Origin of the sequence: Pseudomonas sp. Marseille-Q5115 (genome assembly GCF_916618905.1) — a bacterium.
Lineage (GTDB): Bacteria > Pseudomonadota > Gammaproteobacteria > Pseudomonadales > Pseudomonadaceae > Aquipseudomonas > Aquipseudomonas japonica_A.
The window spans coordinates 799,092-814,731 of the sequence record NZ_CAKAKI010000001.1; the positions used below are offsets into that span (position 1 = coordinate 799,092).

Consider the following 15,640-nt stretch of genomic DNA (forward strand, 5'->3'; position numbering starts at 1 on the left):
CATCGCAAGCTCTTTGCATGATAACTGTCATCCAAGCGTTGTGGAGAGCCCTTCATGTCCCTGTCTGAAACCTGCAACCGTGCACTGCACCTTATCCGCTTGCACCGTGGAGGCCGCCCATGAACGCGCCCCGCATTGTGGTAACCGGCTTGGGCGCGGTGTCGCCCCTGGGTGTTGGCGTAGCGGCCAACTGGGCGCGTTTGATAGCTGGGGAGTCGGGTATCCGGGCACTTGATCCCGCCACGGTGGAAGGGCTGTCCGTGGCGGTAGCGGGGCGTATACCTTCGCGGGATGAAGACCCATCCGCTGGCTTCGATCCTGAAGCCGTGGTAAGCGGCAAGGATCAGAAGAAAATGGCGCCGTTCATTGTGTATGCCCTGGCCGCTGCCGAAGAGGCCTTGAAGCAGGCGGGGTGGGCACCGTCGGATGATGAGGCTAGGGCCCGCACCGCGACGGTGATCGGCTCAGGCATTGGCGGGTTCGGTACCATTGCCGAAGCAGTGCGCACTACGGATGAGCGCGGCCCTCGGCGCCTGTCTCCGTTTACGATTCCGTCGTTCCTGGTCAACCTGGCTGCAGGCAACGTCTCGATCCGCTATGGCTTCCGTGGGCCGTTGGGCGCCCCTGTAACGGCGTGCGCGGCGGGTGTTCAAGCCATAGGGGACGCTGCGCGGATGATTCGCGCCGGCGAAGCGGATATCGCGCTATGCGGCGGAACAGAGGCAGCCATCGACCGCGTAAGCCTTGCCGGCTTTGCTGCTGCGCGCGCGGTGTCACCTAATGCCGTGGCCGCCGAGGCCTCCCGCCCATTCGATAGAGACAGGGACGGCTTTGTGATGGGAGAGGGTGCCGGGCTGCTGGTGATCGAAACCCTCGAGCATGCCCAGGCCCGTGGCGCGGTGCCGCTGGCGGAACTGGTGGGGTACGGCACTTCGGCAGATGCCTACCATCTCACCGCCGCGCCGGACGACGGCAACGGCGCGCAGCGTGCGATGCAGGCGGCGTTGGCCCAGGCAGGCATCGAACCCCGGCAGGTTGGGCATATCAACGCGCACGCTACCTCCACGCCGGTTGGCGACCGCGCCGAGTTGCAAGCCGTGCGGGCAGTGTTCGGGGATGCGCCGGAGCTGACCATCTCGGCCACAAAATCGGCTACGGGCCATTTGCTCGGCGCTGCGGGTGGCCTGGAGGCTATCTTCACTGTGCTTGCGCTTAGAGATCAGCTTGCGCCGCCCACGCTCAATTACCGTGCGGCGGATGAGGCCGTCGGTGCGCTCACCATAGCGGGGCCGGACGAACCTACACCACTATCCACGAGCTATGCCTTGTCCAATGGGTTCGGCTTCGGTGGCGTGAACGCGAGCGTTATCTTCCGCCGCTGGGTGGATTAGCACTATCGAGCTGTTCAGTTTTTGATCAGTTGCCGCAAACCCGCGCCAGCCGTGGGTTTGCGGGGTGTTCCCCCAGCTTATGCACAGCGCCATGCAAGTTTTAAAGGGATAAGTGCTGTATTTACAATCACATAGGGAAAACGCTGTATAACCCATAAACAGCAGGTCTGGCTGATCAAAAATTGATCATGCCGCCGCAGGCCCTGCCGCCCGTGGCTTCCAGGGGGTTGTGCAACGGTTATCCACACAAGCGTCCCCGTGCTTTGTGAACAACCCGCAAGCAGTTGATCGCAAACTGCTCAATGGCTACAAAGCCATGAGCACCGCGGCCTCCAGCGCTTACCCCCCAGCTTGTCCACACGTTCACACAAGGTTTTGTTGGATAACCTACCCTTGGGTATAGCTGGCCTTGAGCGAGCGTTTGGTGTCTTCCAGTATGCGCGTGGAAAGCGCCGGGTCTTTTACGCTCCGCGCGAGCACCAGGGCACCCACTAGTGACGACCACAGCACTGTTGCACGGGCCTCGGCGTCTTCGCCTTGTAGCAGTTTGGCAATCAGGGCCAGCCGGCCCTCGATGGCCTCATCCACGATCTCGCTGGGCTCTCCGCGCTGGCCCAGCTCTGCAGCGAGCGTAGGGAAGGGGCAGCCGCGTTCCGGGTGGTCCCGGTGGCCTTCGCTCAGGTAACGGTCTATCAGGGCTTCGAGGGGGGTGGGATTGGCCGCAGCTTCGGCGACCATTGTGTCCATTTCAGCGGTGGCTTCGCGCAGCACGGTTTCTACCAATGCTTGCTTGGACGCGAAGTGTGCGTAGAAACCGCCATGGGTAAGGCCCAGCGCCTTCATGAGTGGCTGCAAGCCGGTGGCGGCAATGCCATCGCGACGGAAGCGTGCGCTGGCTTCACGCAGGATGCGCTGATAGGTTTGTGCCTTGTGGTCCTGGGAATATCGCATAAGGGCTCCAGGGTGATGAAATGTTATGCGACATTCTATCACCCTGAGCGGCTATGGCTTAGCGATCGCGCGCCTCTTTCGCGTCCATTTCCGCATTCCGCTCATGCACCCGCTTGAGCTGCGCTTCGCTCAAGGGCAACTTTTGTGCGCTTTGGCGCAATACCATCAAGCCACCGACCACAGAGCCGATAGCCACCAACAGGATCAACCACGCATACCAGGGCATAAGAGCCTCCTTTACCGCTTCGAGTAACGCCGCCTGGCGTTGGTTCCAGTATAGGCCCGGGGCACGGGTACTCCCGCCCAAATGCCCTCCCTCGGGGGAGCAAATCCGCTACAATGCGCGCCGTTTTCCAGTTTGCCGCCGAGAGCTCACATGCCAGCCTGCCAGTCGCCCGTTATTGTCGCTTTGGACTTTTCCACCCGCGAAGCCGCCTTGGCGCTTGCGGATCGCCTGGACCCTGCCCTGTGCCGGGTTAAAGTGGGCAAGGAACTGTTCACCAGCAGCGCGGCAGGTATCGTGGAAGCGCTGAACGACCGTGGCTTCGAAGTGTTCTTGGACCTGAAATTTCACGACATCCCCAACACCACGGCCATGGCGGTGAAAGCGGCTGCCGAGATGGGCGTGTGGATGGTGAACGTACACTGCTCGGGCGGCCTGCGCATGATGAGCGCCTGCCGTGAAGTGCTGGAGCAAAAAGGCGGGCACAAGCCGCTGCTGATCGGCGTGACCGTGCTTACCAGCATGGAGCGCGAAGACCTGGCCGGCATCGGCCTGGATGTAGACCCGCAAGAGCAGGTGCTGCGCTTGGCTGCCTTGGCCGAGAAAGCCGGAATGGACGGCCTGGTGTGCTCCGCCCTGGAAGCGCCGGCGCTCAAGGCCGCGCACCCAGGCTTGCAACTGGTTACCCCCGGCATCCGGCCCGCCGGCAGCGCCCAGGACGACCAGCGCCGCATCCTCACCCCACGCCAGGCGCTGGATGCCGGCTCCGATTACCTGGTAATCGGCCGCCCGATCAGCCAGGCGGCCGACCCGGCCGAGGCCTTGGCGCGGGTGGTGGCTGAGCTCAGGGGCTGATCGTTCCGGCTATTCCCGGGCTGCGCCGGATGGCCGGCCCCGCAGGTCCTACAACTGGTGCCAGCCAGAAATAGGCCCTCTAGGCTCACGCCTGCGGCGGTTGCCCATTGGATGCATGCAGCCCGCCGTCCACGGGCAGGTTCACGCCGTTCACGAACCGGGCGTCATCGCTGGCGAGGAAGGCAATCACGTCGGCAATCTCCTGAGGTTCGGCGGCGCGGCCCATGGGGATGCGTTCTTCGAACTTGGCCATCAGCGCCTCGTCGTTCTTCATCTCTGCCGTGAGGTCGCTCCAGGTGAGCGCGGGGCACACGGCGTTCACGCGTACGCCCTGGCGGCCGTATTCCAGCGCCAGCGAGCGGGTGAAGTTGCTGACCGCGCCTTTGGCCGCGTTGTAGAAACTCATACCCCAATCCCCGCCCAGGCCCGATACCGAAGACAGGTTGATGATCGAGCCCTTGCTCTCGATCAAATGAGGCATTGCCGCGCGGCAGCCATAGAACACGCCGTTCACATCGATGCTCATCACGTTGTGCCAGTCTTCCATCGGCGTTTCGGTAAGCGAGCCGGTAGGCGCAACCCCGGCATTGTTCACCAGCACGTCCAGCTTGCCGAAGCGCTCGACCGTCTGGTTGATAACGTCCTGCACGGCTTCCCAGGACGAGACGTCCGCTGGCACTACCAGGGTTTTATCTTCGGGCAATAACGCGGCAATCCGTTCGAGCTTGGACTTGTCCCGCCCAACCAGCGTTACCAACGCGCCCTCCGCGCCGAACCGCTGCGCGGTGGCCGCCCCGATGCCAGAGCCGGCGCCTGTAACGATTACAACCTTGTCGACAAACCTGAACATGCCCAGCTCCTGAAAAATGATTGGCTCATTTTCTGAGAGCGCGGGAAGAGCAGGGTTCCGCCTTTATGCTTCCCGGTTCAGGCTGCGCGCCGGTTGGCATTCAGAATCAGCAAGGTAACCACGCCGGCGACAATGCCCCAGAACGCCGAGCCGATGGAAAACAGCGTCATGCCCGAGGCGGTGACCATGAAGGTGATCAACGCGGCTTCTCGCTCGCGGGGCTCGGCCATGGCCTGGGTAAGGCCATTGACGATGGAACCGAACAGCGCCAGTGCGGCGATGGAGAGCACCAGCTCACGCGGGAAAGCTGCGAACAGTGCGGCCAGCGTGGCGCCGAACGTGCCGGCCGCGCCATAGAACACGCCACACCACACCGCTGCCGTGTAGCGCTTCGCCGGGTTCTCGTGGGCTTGTGGCCCGGTGCAGATGGCGGCGCTGATGGCCGCCAGGTTGATGCCATGGGAGCCGAAAGGCGCCAGTAGCAGCGAGGCGATGCCGGTGACTGTGATCAGAGGGGAGGCGGGCACCTGATAGCCGTCGGCCCGCAGCACGGCCATGCCTGGCATGTTCTGCGAGGTCATGCACACCACAAACAGCGGTATGGCGATGCTGATGGTGGCGCCAATGGAGAACGCCGGCGTGGTCCACACGGGCACGGCAAGCTGCAAGCTTACGCCGCTGAAGTTGAGCAGGCCCAGGCCCGCCGCAAGCGCCAGGCCCACCAGCAACGCCACTAGCACGGCGTAACGGGGCGAGGCGCGCTTGCACACCAGGTAGGCGAAGAACATACCCAGCACCAACAGCGTTTGGTGCTGAGCCGCGATAAAGATTTCGCTACCAATGCGGAACAGAATACCGGCCAGCAGCGCAGCGGCCAGCGAACCTGGTAACCGCCGCACCAGCCGTTCGAACGTGCCGGTTACGCCGCACACCGTCACCAGTGCGGCGCAGGTGAGATAGGCGCCGATCGCTTCGGGGTAGCTCACGCCGCCCAGGCTGGTGATCAGCAAGGCCGCGCCGGGCGTGGACCAGGCCACGGTGATTGGCGTGCGGTAGCGCAAAGACAACCCGATGCTGCACAGCGCCATGCCGATGGATAGCGCCCAGATCCACGACGCGATCTGCCCCGCGCTCAACCCGGCGGCTTGGCCGGCCTGGTACATAAGGATGAGCGAGCTGGTGTAGCCGGTCATCATCGCAATGAAGCCTGCCACTACGGCGGATACAGAGGTGTCGGCAAGCGGTCGGAGGCGGGGGGGGGCGGCGCTGAGCATGGGGCGGATCCTTGCGTGTGGTTCACGAAGGTTACCGCCGCCTTGCCGGATTCAAGCCGTACAGCGAGGGGAACATTGGGCGATACAGTAGCCAGTTGCCGTTCACCCTGTAGGAAGCTGGCGAAGCTAGCGAATGGGTTTAAAGGCCATATGCAGGGTTAAATCCCCTGTTCGCGAGCTGGCGCCGGACGGCCGGCCCCGCCGCTTCCTACGAGTTAGAGGGCTTTTACTTGATCAACCCGAGGAATTCCATGCGGGTGGCGGCGTTGTCGCGGAATTCGCCCAGCATCACCGAGGTGATCATGGTGGAGTTCTGCTTTTCCACGCCGCGCATCATCATGCACATGTGCTTGGCTTCAACCACCACGGCCACGCCGGCGGCGCCGGTGACTTGCAGGATCGCGTCGGCGATCTGGCGGCTGAGGTTTTCCTGGATCTGCAGGCGGCGGGCGTACATGTCCACGATGCGCGCCACCTTGGAAAGGCCCAGCACCTTGCCGTTAGGCAGGTAAGCCACGTGAGCCTTGCCGATGAAGGGCAGCATGTGGTGTTCGCACAGGGAATACAGCTCGATGTCCTTCACCAGCACCATTTCGCTGTTGTCGGAGCTGAACAAGGCGCCATTGGTGACTTCTTCGAGGGTTTGCTCGTAGCCGCGGCAGAGGTACTGCATGGCCTTGGCGGCCCGCTTGGGCGTGTCCAGCAGGCCCTCGCGCGAGATGTCCTCGCCGATCTGACCGAGAATGGCGCTGTATTGCTGTTCCAGGGACATGAATTTACCTGTAAGAAAATTTTTTGCAGGCGCGTAGGGTAAGGCCGCCAATCAGGCGCCGCAAGTCTGCCTTGGGGCGCGCGGGTGCGGTTATTCGTCCCGGCCCTCGAGCATGGTGCGCCGTAGCATCACATACACCGCGCCAGTGCCGCCGTGGCGAGGCTGGCACGAGGTGAAGCCCAGTACCTGAGGATGCTGGCGCAACCAGGTGTTCACGTGGCTCTTGATCATGGGCCGCTTGCCGTCCAGCCGCGATGCCTTGCCGTGGGTTACCCGCACACAGCGGATCTCGAGGCGGGTGGCTTCGGCAAGGAATTCCCAGAGGATCTCCCGGGCCTTTTCTACCTGCATGCCGTGCAGGTCCAGGCTGCCTTCGAAGGCAATCTGGCCAAGCTTGAGCTTGCGCATCTGGCCTTCCTGCACGCCGTCCCGCGCCCAGTCCAGCGCATCCTCGGGGCCCACGTCGATCACGAACTGATCGGACAGCCCATCCACCACCTTCACGTCCTGGCGCACGGTCGCGGCCTGGCGCAGGGTTTGCACCCGCTGGCGGTCGGCGCGTGGCTTGCCGGTGTCCGCGCGGTCGTGGCGGATGGGCTTTACCCCCCGCACTTCCGATTGGAACAGGGAAAAATCGTCGTCTTGCATGGTTGCCTCCAAACAGGAGGCCAGTCTACGCGAGTCAGTCGTGCTTTTTCATCAGGTGTGGCGCCAGGTTCAGGTCCTGTGTGCGCCGCATCCGCCGACGGCAGCGCCGCCACACGATGATCCCCAGGTAAAGGAACAGCAGGCCGAACACCACCTGGATAATGGCGCCAGTGGTGCTGGTATCGAGGCCTTCAAGGGCAGGTGGGCGGCCCAGCAGGCTGGCCGCACCGGCCATGCCCAGCAGGATGCCAAAGGTGGCCAGCAATGCCGCGAAGGTTGCACCCAACCGCATCCGCCACCGGTTTGGACCGCGAGGGCGAAGCCGGCGGGCGTCAAAACCGTCGTCGGATAGCTTCATCGGGAGTTCCTCAGGTGAATATCGGGCCTTCGACCCGCTTCGGCGGTTCGGGTTCCGACATGGCTGGCAATTGGCTTACGGTGGCCGGGTTGATCGACAGGCGGTGCGGGTTGTGAACTAGATCACATTCGCGGTCACGGTAACTGCCGCGAAATTGTCCGCCATGGTGGCCATGCCTACCTGCTTCACCTGCTCGGCACTCAGTACGCCGTCCTTGTAGGGAAGGTCACGGGTAGCGCAGGCGTCTTCAACCAGGGTGCACCGGTAACCGTAGTCCTTGGAGGCACGGACGGTAGTGCTGATGCTCGAATGGGTCATGAAACCGCACACGATCAGGTCCACATGGCCCAGGCTCTGCAGCAGGTCGTGCAGGCCGGTGTTGTTGAATGCGTTGGGCATGCGTTTCTCGATGATGTGCTCGCCTTCGAGCGGCGCGGCCTTGTCGATAAACCGCCCACGCTCGCCCTGTGGGTCGAACAGGCCACCGGGAATGCCCAGGTGTTTTACATGCACGATCGGCCGGTTGGCCTTGCGCGCGGCCTCCAGCAGCAGGGCGATGTGATCGACGGCTTCGTCAATGCCCGACAATGCCAGAGGCCCGCTGAGGTACTCCTTCTGCGCATCGATAATGATCAGCGTGGCATTGCTCAGGGTGAACGGCGGATAGCCGCGACCACTGAGTTGGAACATCGTCTTGACATCGGGCATCAGGGGCTCCTTTGGATAGGGCTTTTGCGTATTGTCCACTGCCGAAGCCGTTAAGGGAATCACTGTAATGCGAAGTCACGCTGGCTTGAGCGCAGGCTGATAGAATCCACGGCACTTTTTTCGAGGAGCCTGCCGTGATTACCACTCGCCTGCGCACCCTGCGCGACCACATCCGTTGGGCCGTCAGCCGCTTCCATGCCGAAGGGCTCTACTTCGGGCATGGTACCGACAACGCCTGGGACGAGGCGCGGCAGCTGGTTGTCGGCGCCTTGCACCTGCCATGGGATATCAGCGACGCCTACCTGGATTGCCGCCTGGAAGACGACGAGCTCAGCCACGTGCAGCACCTGCTGCGCCGGCGTATCAAGGACCGCATTCCGGCCGCCTACCTGCTGGGCGAAGCCTGGTTCTGCGGCATGCCGTTCGTGGTGGATGAGCGTGTATTGATCCCGCGTTCGCCAATTGCCGAGCTGATCGGCCAGCGCTTCGCGCCTTGGCTGGCGGCAACGCCAGCGCGCATCCTGGACCTGTGCACCGGCTCGGGCTGCATCGGGATCGCCTGCGCTCAGGCGTTCCCAGCCGCGGAAGTGGTGCTCGCCGACTTGTCGTTCGAGGCCCTTGAAGTGGCCAATCAGAATATCGAGCGGCATGAGCTGGACGCGCGCGTATTCACCGTGCAGGGCGATGGCTTCGGGGGGTTGCCAGGGCAGCGCTTCGACTTGATCGTGTCCAACCCGCCCTACGTGGACGCCGAGGATTTTGCCGACATGCCGCCCGAATATCACCACGAGCCGGCCTTGGGCCTGGCCTGCGGCGATGATGGGCTGGACCTGGTGCGGCGCATGCTGGCCGAAGCCGCCGACCACCTCACCGAGCACGGCTTGCTGGTGGTGGAAGTGGGCAACAGCCAGGTGCATGTGCAGGACCTTTACCCGGAAGTGGATTTCACCTGGTTCGAGTTCGCGCACGGCGGCCACGGCGTATTTGGCCTTACCGCCCAGCAGTGCCGTGATCATCAGGCGTTGTTTGCTGAGCGGGCGTAATTACCAGGTTGGGAGCGGGAGTGGGATTAGTGGGAGCGGCGCCCCTAGGCTACCGATGGGTCGCAATCCAGATCAGCAGCGCGGCCTGGAACACGGCAAACGCGATCAGGCAGGCAATGGTGAAACGCAGGCTGCCATCTTCACGGCGGTACTTGCTGATGCGCTCTTCTTGCTGGCGCAGCTTCACCTCCTGCTCCTGCAGGGCCTTGTCGGCCAATTGCAGCATTGTTGCGCTTTCCATCACGTTCACCCGCTGCAGCTTGTCGCCATTCCAGTCGGTGAGCAGGGCGCTCACGCGGGTGGCTTTGTAGCTGCCCTTCAGGTGCTGGGCATCGGCGTATTCCACGTCCAGGCCGTGGGTGCGCAACACGTGATCGCGGCGCAGGCGAGTACCTTCCACCAAGGCATCGCGGTTCGGCAGCTCTGCGCTGTCGATACGGTATTCAGGCCAGCGAGCCTTGGCCCACGCAGCGGCCTGCGCCAGCATGAAGCGCCCAAGCCCACGGTTGGCCGGCTCGGTGCTGAGAACGTCCGGGATACTCCACACGCGCTTTTCAAGGTGGTCCGCCCACACATCCAGGCAGTTCTGTTCCTTGCGTACGTGCTGGCCGGGCAACACGATGTTCAGGCGCAACAGGCTGCAGCGTTCGCTATGGCGCTCGGCCCAGCCGTATTGCACGAAGCGCAGGGGGCGTGGGCCCGTGGTGCGGTCGGTTGGCAAGGCGGCCAGGCGCAGCAGTTCGTGGTGCTCGGTGGCGACTTCGCCCCACGGCATTTCCACGGCGGGCGGGGCGGCATCGGCTGCGGCCGGCGCCTCGGATAAAAGGGTTTCAGACATATCGGCGATCCTCTCTCTTGGCAAGGTATCGGCCACCGATACAAATCCTGAAGCATCGCTCAGCGGTTCGCTTTGATGAACCCTGCCAGCTCCCGCGCCAGCCCGGCTGCCAGCGGCAGGTCGGGGTTGTCATACGAGGCTACCTGCTGCTTCAGGTCCATGGGCACGATGCGCAGCACATGGTTCATGCCCGGGATCAGCACCTTGCGCGCCTTCGGGTTGGCCGCGACCAAGGCGTCGGCGTCGGCCACACTCACCTGGATATCATGCTCGCCCTGCACCACCAGGGCGGGGATTTCCAGCGCGCCAAAGGCCTTGGCCGGGTTCTGGCGGAACAGCGATATCAGGTAAGGCTGAACGCTGGGCCGGAACACCACCTGCAAAGGCGGGGGCACTTGCTCATCCAGTTGGCCGGCTTTCAGTTCATCCAGTAATTGTTCGCTACGGGCATAAAGGTCCGGCGGCAGGCGTTCGCGCAGTTGCTCTCGCAGTATCAGGTCGATGGGCCGGCCGCTGCCCGCCAGAGAGATCAACCCTGTTGCTTTGGTGTTCGGGGCGGCCAGCGTGGCGATGAGCGCCCCCTCGCTGTGGCCCAGCAGGGTGAGCGGGCCAAAACGTGGGTCCGCCGAAAGTTGCCGCGCCCAGGCCACCGCATCGGCCACATACCCTTCAACGCTCAGGCTGCGTTCGTCGGGGGCGAGGGGCAGCCCGCTGGCGACGCCCCGCTTGTCGTAGCGCACGCTGGCAATCCCGGCGCGGGCCAGGGCCCATGCCAGCTTTTTGAGGCTGTCGGTGCGCCCGGCGTCGTCATTGTTGCCGTCCCGGTCGGTGGCCCCAGAGCCGGAAATCATTAGTACCACCGGTACCGGGCTGGTGGAGCGGGGCAGCAGCAGGCTGCCGTGCAAGGTGCCGCTACCGGTGTCCAGGTCGATAGGTCGTTGCAGGATGGAGCCAGACGCCGCATGGGCGAAGGAGGTGAACAGGGCAGCGAGGAGGATAAGAAAGCGCAACTTCATCAACCATATGGGCAGGAGGAAGGTTGGACCGAAGCGGCCCGGCAGGGTTCGTGAGAGGGTGAACTGCCTTGCCACCCTGCGTATACTGGCCGGCCCCATGTTTCATCCAGATTCATCTCGCGGAGCGTCTCGCATGTCTGGCAATACCTTCGGCAAGCTGTTCACCGTCACCACCGCAGGCGAAAGCCATGGCCCTGGCTTGCTTGCCATCGTCGATGGTTGCCCGCCAGGCCTGCCGCTGGACATTACCGACCTGCAGCAGGACCTGGACCGCCGCAAGCCCGGCACCAGCCGCCATACAACGCAGCGGCAGGAAGCCGATGAAGTGGAAATCCTCTCCGGCGTGTTCGAAGGGCGGACCACCGGCACGCCGATCGGCCTGTTGATTCGCAACACGGACCAGAAGAGCAAGGACTATTCGGCCATCAAGGACGTGTTCCGTCCAGCCCATGCCGACTACACCTATCACCATAAATACGGCGTACGCGACTACCGTGGGGGCGGTCGCAGCTCGGCGCGGGAAACCGCCATGCGCGTAGCCGCCGGCGCCATCGCCAAGAAATACCTGGCTACCCGGGGCATTCAGGTGCGCGGCTACATGAGCCAGCTGGGCCCCATCGAGATCCCCTTCGTGAGCTGGGATGCTGTTGAGGAGAACGCCTTCTTCTGCCCCGACCCCGCCAAGGTGCCGGAGCTGGAGGCGTACATGGACCAGCTGCGCCGTGACCAGGATTCCATCGGCGCGAAAATTACCGTAGTCGCCGACGGTGTGATGCCAGGCCTCGGCGAGCCCATCTTCGATCGCCTGGACGCCGAGCTTGCCCACGCCCTGATGAGCATCAATGCCGTTAAAGGCGTTGAAATCGGCGCCGGTTTCGCCAGCGTGGCCCAGCGCGGCAGCGAGCATCGCGACGCGCTCACCCCGGAAGGGTTCGTAGGCAACAACGCGGGTGGCATCCTGGGAGGTATCTCTTCGGGCCAGCCGATCATCGCGCACCTGGCGCTCAAGCCTACCTCCAGCATTACCACGCCGGGCCAGTCCATCGATGCCAGCGGGCAACCGGTGGACATGATTACCAAAGGCCGCCACGACCCCTGCGTGGGCATTCGTGCCACGCCTATTGCCGAAGCCATGATGGCCATTGTGCTGATGGACCACCTGTTGCGCCACCGCGGCCAGAACGCTGACGTACAGGTGAGCACGCCGGTACTGGGCCAGCACGTATGACGTCACCTCAGGCGGCCGGTCAGGCGTGACCGGCGTGGCGGTGCCGTACTGGCGGTTGTCCGGCTTCTACCTGTTCTACTTTGCGTTGCTGGGGGCCACCGCGCCTTTTCTGGCACCCTGGTTTGCCTACCTGGGGTTCGCCCCGGCGCGCATTGGCGAGCTGGTCGCCATTCCCATGGTGATGCGCTGCATCGCGCCACACCTGTGGGGTTGGTTGGGTGACCGCAGCGGCCATCGCCTGCGGATTGTACGGCTGGGCGCGGCGGCCACGCTGCTGGGGTTCAGCCTGGTGTTGGTGAGCCAAAGCTACGCCTGGCTGGCGCTGGTCATGGCCCTGCATGCATTCTTCTGGCATGCGGTATTGCCTCAGTTCGAAGTGATTACCCTGGCGCACCTGCGGCAGCAGCCTACCCGCTACGGGCAGGTGCGGTTGTGGGGCTCGGTAGGCTTTATCGCAGCGGTCATTCTGCTGGGGCGCTGGTTCGAGCTGCGCGGCATGGGCAGCTACCCGGTCACGGTGATGATCATCATGGCCGGCATTCTCCTGGCCAGCAGTTGGGTTCCGGCCCCGGCCCGTGAGGCGGATGAAACCAGTGCGCCCCCGCCGGGCGATGGCTTCCTTGCCCGGCTACGTCAACCCGGGGTGATCACTTTTTACCTGTGCGTGGGCCTGATGCAGCTCAGCCATGGGCCTTATTACACCTTCTTCAGCATTCATCTGGCCCAATTGGGGTACAGCGCCGTTGCCATCGGGCTGTGCTGGGCCTTGGGCGTGGTGGCCGAAGTGCTGATGTTCCTGGCCATGGCTCGGCTGCTGGCGCGGTGGTCGGTGAACACGGTGCTGGCTGTCAGCTTCGCGCTGGCTGCGGTTCGCTGGCTGCTGCTCGGTGCGCTGGCGGGCGAGCTGTGGGTGCTGCTGTTTGCTCAGGTGTTGCACGCCGCTACCTTCGGCAGTTTCCATGCCGCCGCCGTGCAAAAGGTACGGGTTACCTTCGGCTTGCGTTATCAAGGGCAGGGCCAGGCGTTGTATGCGGCGCTCGCTGGGGTGGGCGGCGCGTTGGGTGCGGTGTATTCGGGTTATGCCTGGCAGGCCATCGGGCCGTTTGGCACCTTTGCACTGAGCAGCATCGCCGCAGTGGCGGCAGCGGTTATGATCGTTCTATTCACGCACAAGGAGCCGGTATGATCCCGGATCGCGATACCCTGGCCCGGCAGATCATCGACGCCGGCCGTTTCCTTTATTCTCGTGGCTGGTCTCCGGCTACCAGCAGCAACTACTCGGCCCGGCTGTCGGCCAGCGAGGCGCTGCTGACCGTGTCGGGCAAGCACAAGGGCCAGTTGGGCCTGGAAGATGTACTGGCGACCGACATGCAGGGCAACAGCCTTGAACCCGGCAAGCGGCCTTCGGCGGAAACCCTGCTGCATACCCAGCTGTATAACTGCGACGCGCGCATCAATGCCGTACTGCACACCCACTCGGTGAACGCCACCGTGCTCTCGCGCATTACCCAGGGGCCACACCTGGTGTTCGAGGATTACGAGCTGCAAAAAGCCTTCAGTGGGATCTCCACCCATGAAAGCCGCGTGCTGGTGCCGGTGTTCGAAAATGACCAGGACATCGCCCGCCTGGCCTCGAAGGTGCAGCCCTGGCTGGACGCGAACCCCGATTGCGTTGGCTATCTGATCCGGGGGCACGGCCTGTATACCTGGGGGGCGAGCATGCAAGACGCCTTGCGCCAGGTGGAAGCGTTCGAGTTCCTGTTCGAATGTGAATTGAAACTGCGCGCGGTGCGCTGACACCGCCGTTGCGAGGAGCCCTGATGAGCTGCCTGACCGTTTACCACGAAAGTACCCCGGATATTCCGAACAAGGTGCTCACCCACGTCGAGGACATTGCCGCCACCCTGGCCGTACATGGCGTGCGCTTCGAGCGCTGGCAGGCCTCGGCACCGATCCAGCCCGGCGCCAGCCAGGAAGCCGTCATCGAGGCCTACCGGGAGCAGATCGACCGGCTGATGACCGAATGCGGCTATATCACGGTGGATGTGATCAGCCTCAACAGCGACCACCCCGACAAGGCCGCATTGCGCGCGAAGTTTCTCGAAGAGCACCGCCACGGCGAAGACGAGGTGCGTTTCTTCGTGGCCGGGCGCGGGCTGTTCACGCTGCATATCGACGACTATGTATACGCCGTGCTGTGCGAGAAAAACGATTTGATCTCGGTGCCTGCCGGTACCCCGCACTGGTTCGACATGGGCGAGCATCCGCACTTTGTGGCGATCCGCCTCTTCAACAATACCGAAGGCTGGGTGGCGAAATTCACCGGCGAGCCGATCGCCCAGCGTTTCCCTCGCCTGGATGACTGACAAGGACCTTTCTCACATGCCGATCAAGGCCATCCTCACTGACATCGAGGGCACCACCAGCGCGGTCAGTTTTGTGTATGACGTGCTGTTTCCCTTCGCCGCCAGCCGCTTGCCCGGCTTCCTCCGCGAGCATCAGGCTGCGCCCACGGTTGCCGCGCAGATCGAAGCCGTGCGCGCCGAGGCAGGGGAGCCTAGTGCCGACCTCGACCAGGTAATCGAGATTCTGCTCGGCTGGATGCGCGAGGACCGCAAGGTCACGCCGTTGAAGGCCTTGCAAGGGCAGATTTGGCAAAAAGGTTACGAAAGCGGGGAGCTCAAAGGGCACGTGTATCCGGATGCCGTCGCCGCGCTGAAGCAGTGGCATGCAAAGGGCTACCGTTTGTATGTCTATTCCTCAGGCTCGATCCAGGCGCAGAAGCTGATTTTCGGTTGTTCCGAAGCGGGCGACCTTACCGGATTGTTCAGCGGATACTTCGACACCACCAGCGGTGGCAAGCGGGACGGCGAGAGCTACAGGGTCATTGCCAGCGCGATCGACGTGGCGCCGCAGCAGGTTCTGTTCCTGTCAGATGTAACCGCTGAACTGGACGCAGCGCGCGAGGCTGGGATGGCCACGTGTGGGCTGGCGCGGGAAGGGGAGCTGGAAGCAGATCACCCTGTAGTGGCCAGCTTCGACCGGATCGACGTGGCGGCCTACTGACTGGCTTGCCGTACACATAAATTCGCCGTTGGCCTACCCACTAATACGTGGCTTTGGGAAGGTCAGCGGCGAAATTCGGCAACGCTAGAGCGAAATACGTGTCTCAGACCGAATGGTAGGTCGGCAGCGCGAAGCGGTTCTGGCTTTGCAGCAGGTGAATGTCTGGCAGCTGGCTGACCTCGCCGGCGAGGTCGCGGCGGATCGCGCTGATCACCCAAGACAGTTGTTCCGGGGTGTTGAGCTGGGAATAGGAGATGGAACGGCGGGTTTGCCGGCCGTCAGCACCGCGCAGCGTGAGCAGTACGGCACCGTCCGGGCGGGGTTGGGTGACAACGTCATACTCGGAAAACAGGCTGGCGAATTTTTCTTGGAGAAATTCCATCTGGCGACTCCTTGGCATATCCAATGGGCAGGCTATG

19 protein-coding genes are annotated in these 15,640 nt (G+C 63.3%); 8 read left to right on the top strand and 11 right to left on the bottom strand.

All coding sequences use genetic code 11. The annotated features are described in order from the left end of the window. Nucleotides 1-119: 119 nt before the first annotated feature. A complete protein-coding gene (gene fabF / locus LG385_RS03760) occupies nucleotides 120-1,391 on the top strand; it encodes a beta-ketoacyl-ACP synthase II (RefSeq protein WP_225772527.1) in 1,272 nt (423 codons plus the stop codon). A 387-nt stretch (nucleotides 1,392-1,778) separates the two neighbouring features. Here the strand turns inward: fabF and LG385_RS03765 are convergent, their stop codons facing one another. Both LG385_RS03765 and LG385_RS03770 read right to left on the bottom strand, forming a co-directional pair. Further along, nucleotides 1,779-2,342 carry a TetR/AcrR family transcriptional regulator gene (locus LG385_RS03765; RefSeq protein WP_225772529.1) on the bottom strand — a complete coding sequence of 188 codons (564 nt, stop codon included), beginning with the start codon at nucleotides 2,340-2,342 and terminating at the stop codon, nucleotides 1,779-1,781. Nucleotides 2,343-2,400: 58 nt separating this feature from the next. Next, a complete protein-coding gene (locus LG385_RS03770; RefSeq protein ID WP_181111613.1) occupies nucleotides 2,401-2,568 on the bottom strand; it encodes a DUF2897 family protein in 168 nt (55 codons plus the stop codon). A 150-nt stretch (nucleotides 2,569-2,718) separates the two neighbouring features. On the opposite strand from LG385_RS03770, the gene pyrF reads away from it, so the two are divergent. Continuing rightward, entirely contained in the window at nucleotides 2,719-3,420 is a 702-nt protein-coding gene (gene pyrF / locus LG385_RS03775) for an orotidine-5'-phosphate decarboxylase (RefSeq protein ID WP_225772532.1), read from the top strand. An 85-nt stretch (nucleotides 3,421-3,505) separates the two neighbouring features. On the opposite strand, the gene LG385_RS03780 is transcribed toward pyrF, so the two are convergent. The 6 genes from LG385_RS03780 to LG385_RS03805 form a co-directional block, all read right to left on the bottom strand. Then, a complete protein-coding gene (locus LG385_RS03780; RefSeq protein WP_225772534.1) occupies nucleotides 3,506-4,270 on the bottom strand; it encodes an SDR family NAD(P)-dependent oxidoreductase in 765 nt (254 codons plus the stop codon). A gap of 77 nt (nucleotides 4,271-4,347) precedes the next feature. Then, on the bottom strand, nucleotides 4,348-5,544 hold the full coding sequence (locus LG385_RS03785; protein ID WP_225772536.1) for a benzoate/H(+) symporter BenE family transporter: 1,197 nt from the start codon (nucleotides 5,542-5,544) through the stop codon (nucleotides 4,348-4,350). A gap of 226 nt (nucleotides 5,545-5,770) precedes the next feature. Beyond that, nucleotides 5,771-6,316, bottom strand: a complete 546-nt coding sequence (gene folE / locus LG385_RS03790; protein WP_181111617.1) for a GTP cyclohydrolase I FolE — start codon at nucleotides 6,314-6,316, stop codon at nucleotides 5,771-5,773. Nucleotides 6,317-6,406: 90 nt separating this feature from the next. Continuing rightward, complete coding sequence (locus LG385_RS03795; protein WP_181111618.1) at nucleotides 6,407-6,964, bottom strand: Smr/MutS family protein; 558 nt, start codon at nucleotides 6,962-6,964, stop codon at nucleotides 6,407-6,409. 34 nt (nucleotides 6,965-6,998) lie between these two features. Next, complete coding sequence (locus tag LG385_RS03800) at nucleotides 6,999-7,322, bottom strand: hypothetical protein (RefSeq protein WP_181111619.1); 324 nt, start codon at nucleotides 7,320-7,322, stop codon at nucleotides 6,999-7,001. Between the two features lie 117 nt (nucleotides 7,323-7,439). Next, nucleotides 7,440-8,030, bottom strand: coding sequence for a cysteine hydrolase family protein (locus LG385_RS03805; RefSeq protein WP_225772538.1), 591 nt, complete (start codon nucleotides 8,028-8,030; stop codon nucleotides 7,440-7,442). A 134-nt stretch (nucleotides 8,031-8,164) separates the two neighbouring features. Here LG385_RS03805 and prmB point away from each other — a divergent pair, with 134 nt between their 5' ends. After that, nucleotides 8,165-9,073, top strand: coding sequence for a 50S ribosomal protein L3 N(5)-glutamine methyltransferase (gene prmB, locus LG385_RS03810; RefSeq protein WP_225772540.1), 909 nt, complete (start codon nucleotides 8,165-8,167; stop codon nucleotides 9,071-9,073). Between the two features lie 49 nt (nucleotides 9,074-9,122). On the opposite strand, the gene LG385_RS03815 is transcribed toward prmB, so the two are convergent. Further along, nucleotides 9,123-9,911, bottom strand: a complete 789-nt coding sequence (locus tag LG385_RS03815; protein ID WP_225772542.1) for a hypothetical protein — start codon at nucleotides 9,909-9,911, stop codon at nucleotides 9,123-9,125. Between the two features lie 59 nt (nucleotides 9,912-9,970). Beyond that, the gene (locus tag LG385_RS03820; RefSeq protein ID WP_225772544.1) at nucleotides 9,971-10,927 is read right to left on the bottom strand and encodes an alpha/beta hydrolase; all 957 of its coding nucleotides are present in this window, start codon (nucleotides 10,925-10,927) and stop codon (nucleotides 9,971-9,973) included. A 133-nt stretch (nucleotides 10,928-11,060) separates the two neighbouring features. Here LG385_RS03820 and aroC point away from each other — a divergent pair, with 133 nt between their 5' ends. Genes aroC through mtnC form a run of 5 tightly spaced genes read left to right on the top strand, consistent with a single transcriptional unit; the run spans nucleotide 11,061 to nucleotide 15,221 of the window. Further along, the gene (gene aroC / locus LG385_RS03825; protein WP_225772546.1) at nucleotides 11,061-12,155 is read left to right on the top strand and encodes a chorismate synthase; all 1,095 of its coding nucleotides are present in this window, start codon (nucleotides 11,061-11,063) and stop codon (nucleotides 12,153-12,155) included. 25 nt (nucleotides 12,156-12,180) lie between these two features. After that, entirely contained in the window at nucleotides 12,181-13,341 is a 1,161-nt protein-coding gene (locus LG385_RS03830) for an MFS transporter (RefSeq protein WP_225772548.1), read from the top strand. Next, a complete protein-coding gene (locus LG385_RS03835; RefSeq protein WP_225772550.1) occupies nucleotides 13,338-13,952 on the top strand; it encodes a methylthioribulose 1-phosphate dehydratase in 615 nt (204 codons plus the stop codon). Before LG385_RS03830 ends, LG385_RS03835 begins: the two co-directional genes overlap by 4 nt. Nucleotides 13,953-13,975: 23 nt before the next feature. Continuing rightward, nucleotides 13,976-14,521, top strand: a complete 546-nt coding sequence (locus LG385_RS03840; protein ID WP_225772552.1) for a 1,2-dihydroxy-3-keto-5-methylthiopentene dioxygenase — start codon at nucleotides 13,976-13,978, stop codon at nucleotides 14,519-14,521. A 16-nt stretch (nucleotides 14,522-14,537) separates the two neighbouring features. Further along, nucleotides 14,538-15,221: an acireductone synthase gene (gene mtnC, locus LG385_RS03845; RefSeq protein WP_225772554.1), complete on the top strand. Its 684-nt coding sequence runs from the start codon at nucleotides 14,538-14,540 to the stop codon at nucleotides 15,219-15,221. A 103-nt stretch (nucleotides 15,222-15,324) separates the two neighbouring features. Here the strand turns inward: mtnC and LG385_RS03850 are convergent, their stop codons facing one another. Continuing rightward, the gene (locus LG385_RS03850) at nucleotides 15,325-15,603 is read right to left on the bottom strand and encodes a DUF3509 domain-containing protein (RefSeq protein WP_225772556.1); all 279 of its coding nucleotides are present in this window, start codon (nucleotides 15,601-15,603) and stop codon (nucleotides 15,325-15,327) included. Nucleotides 15,604-15,640: the final 37 nt, after the last annotated feature.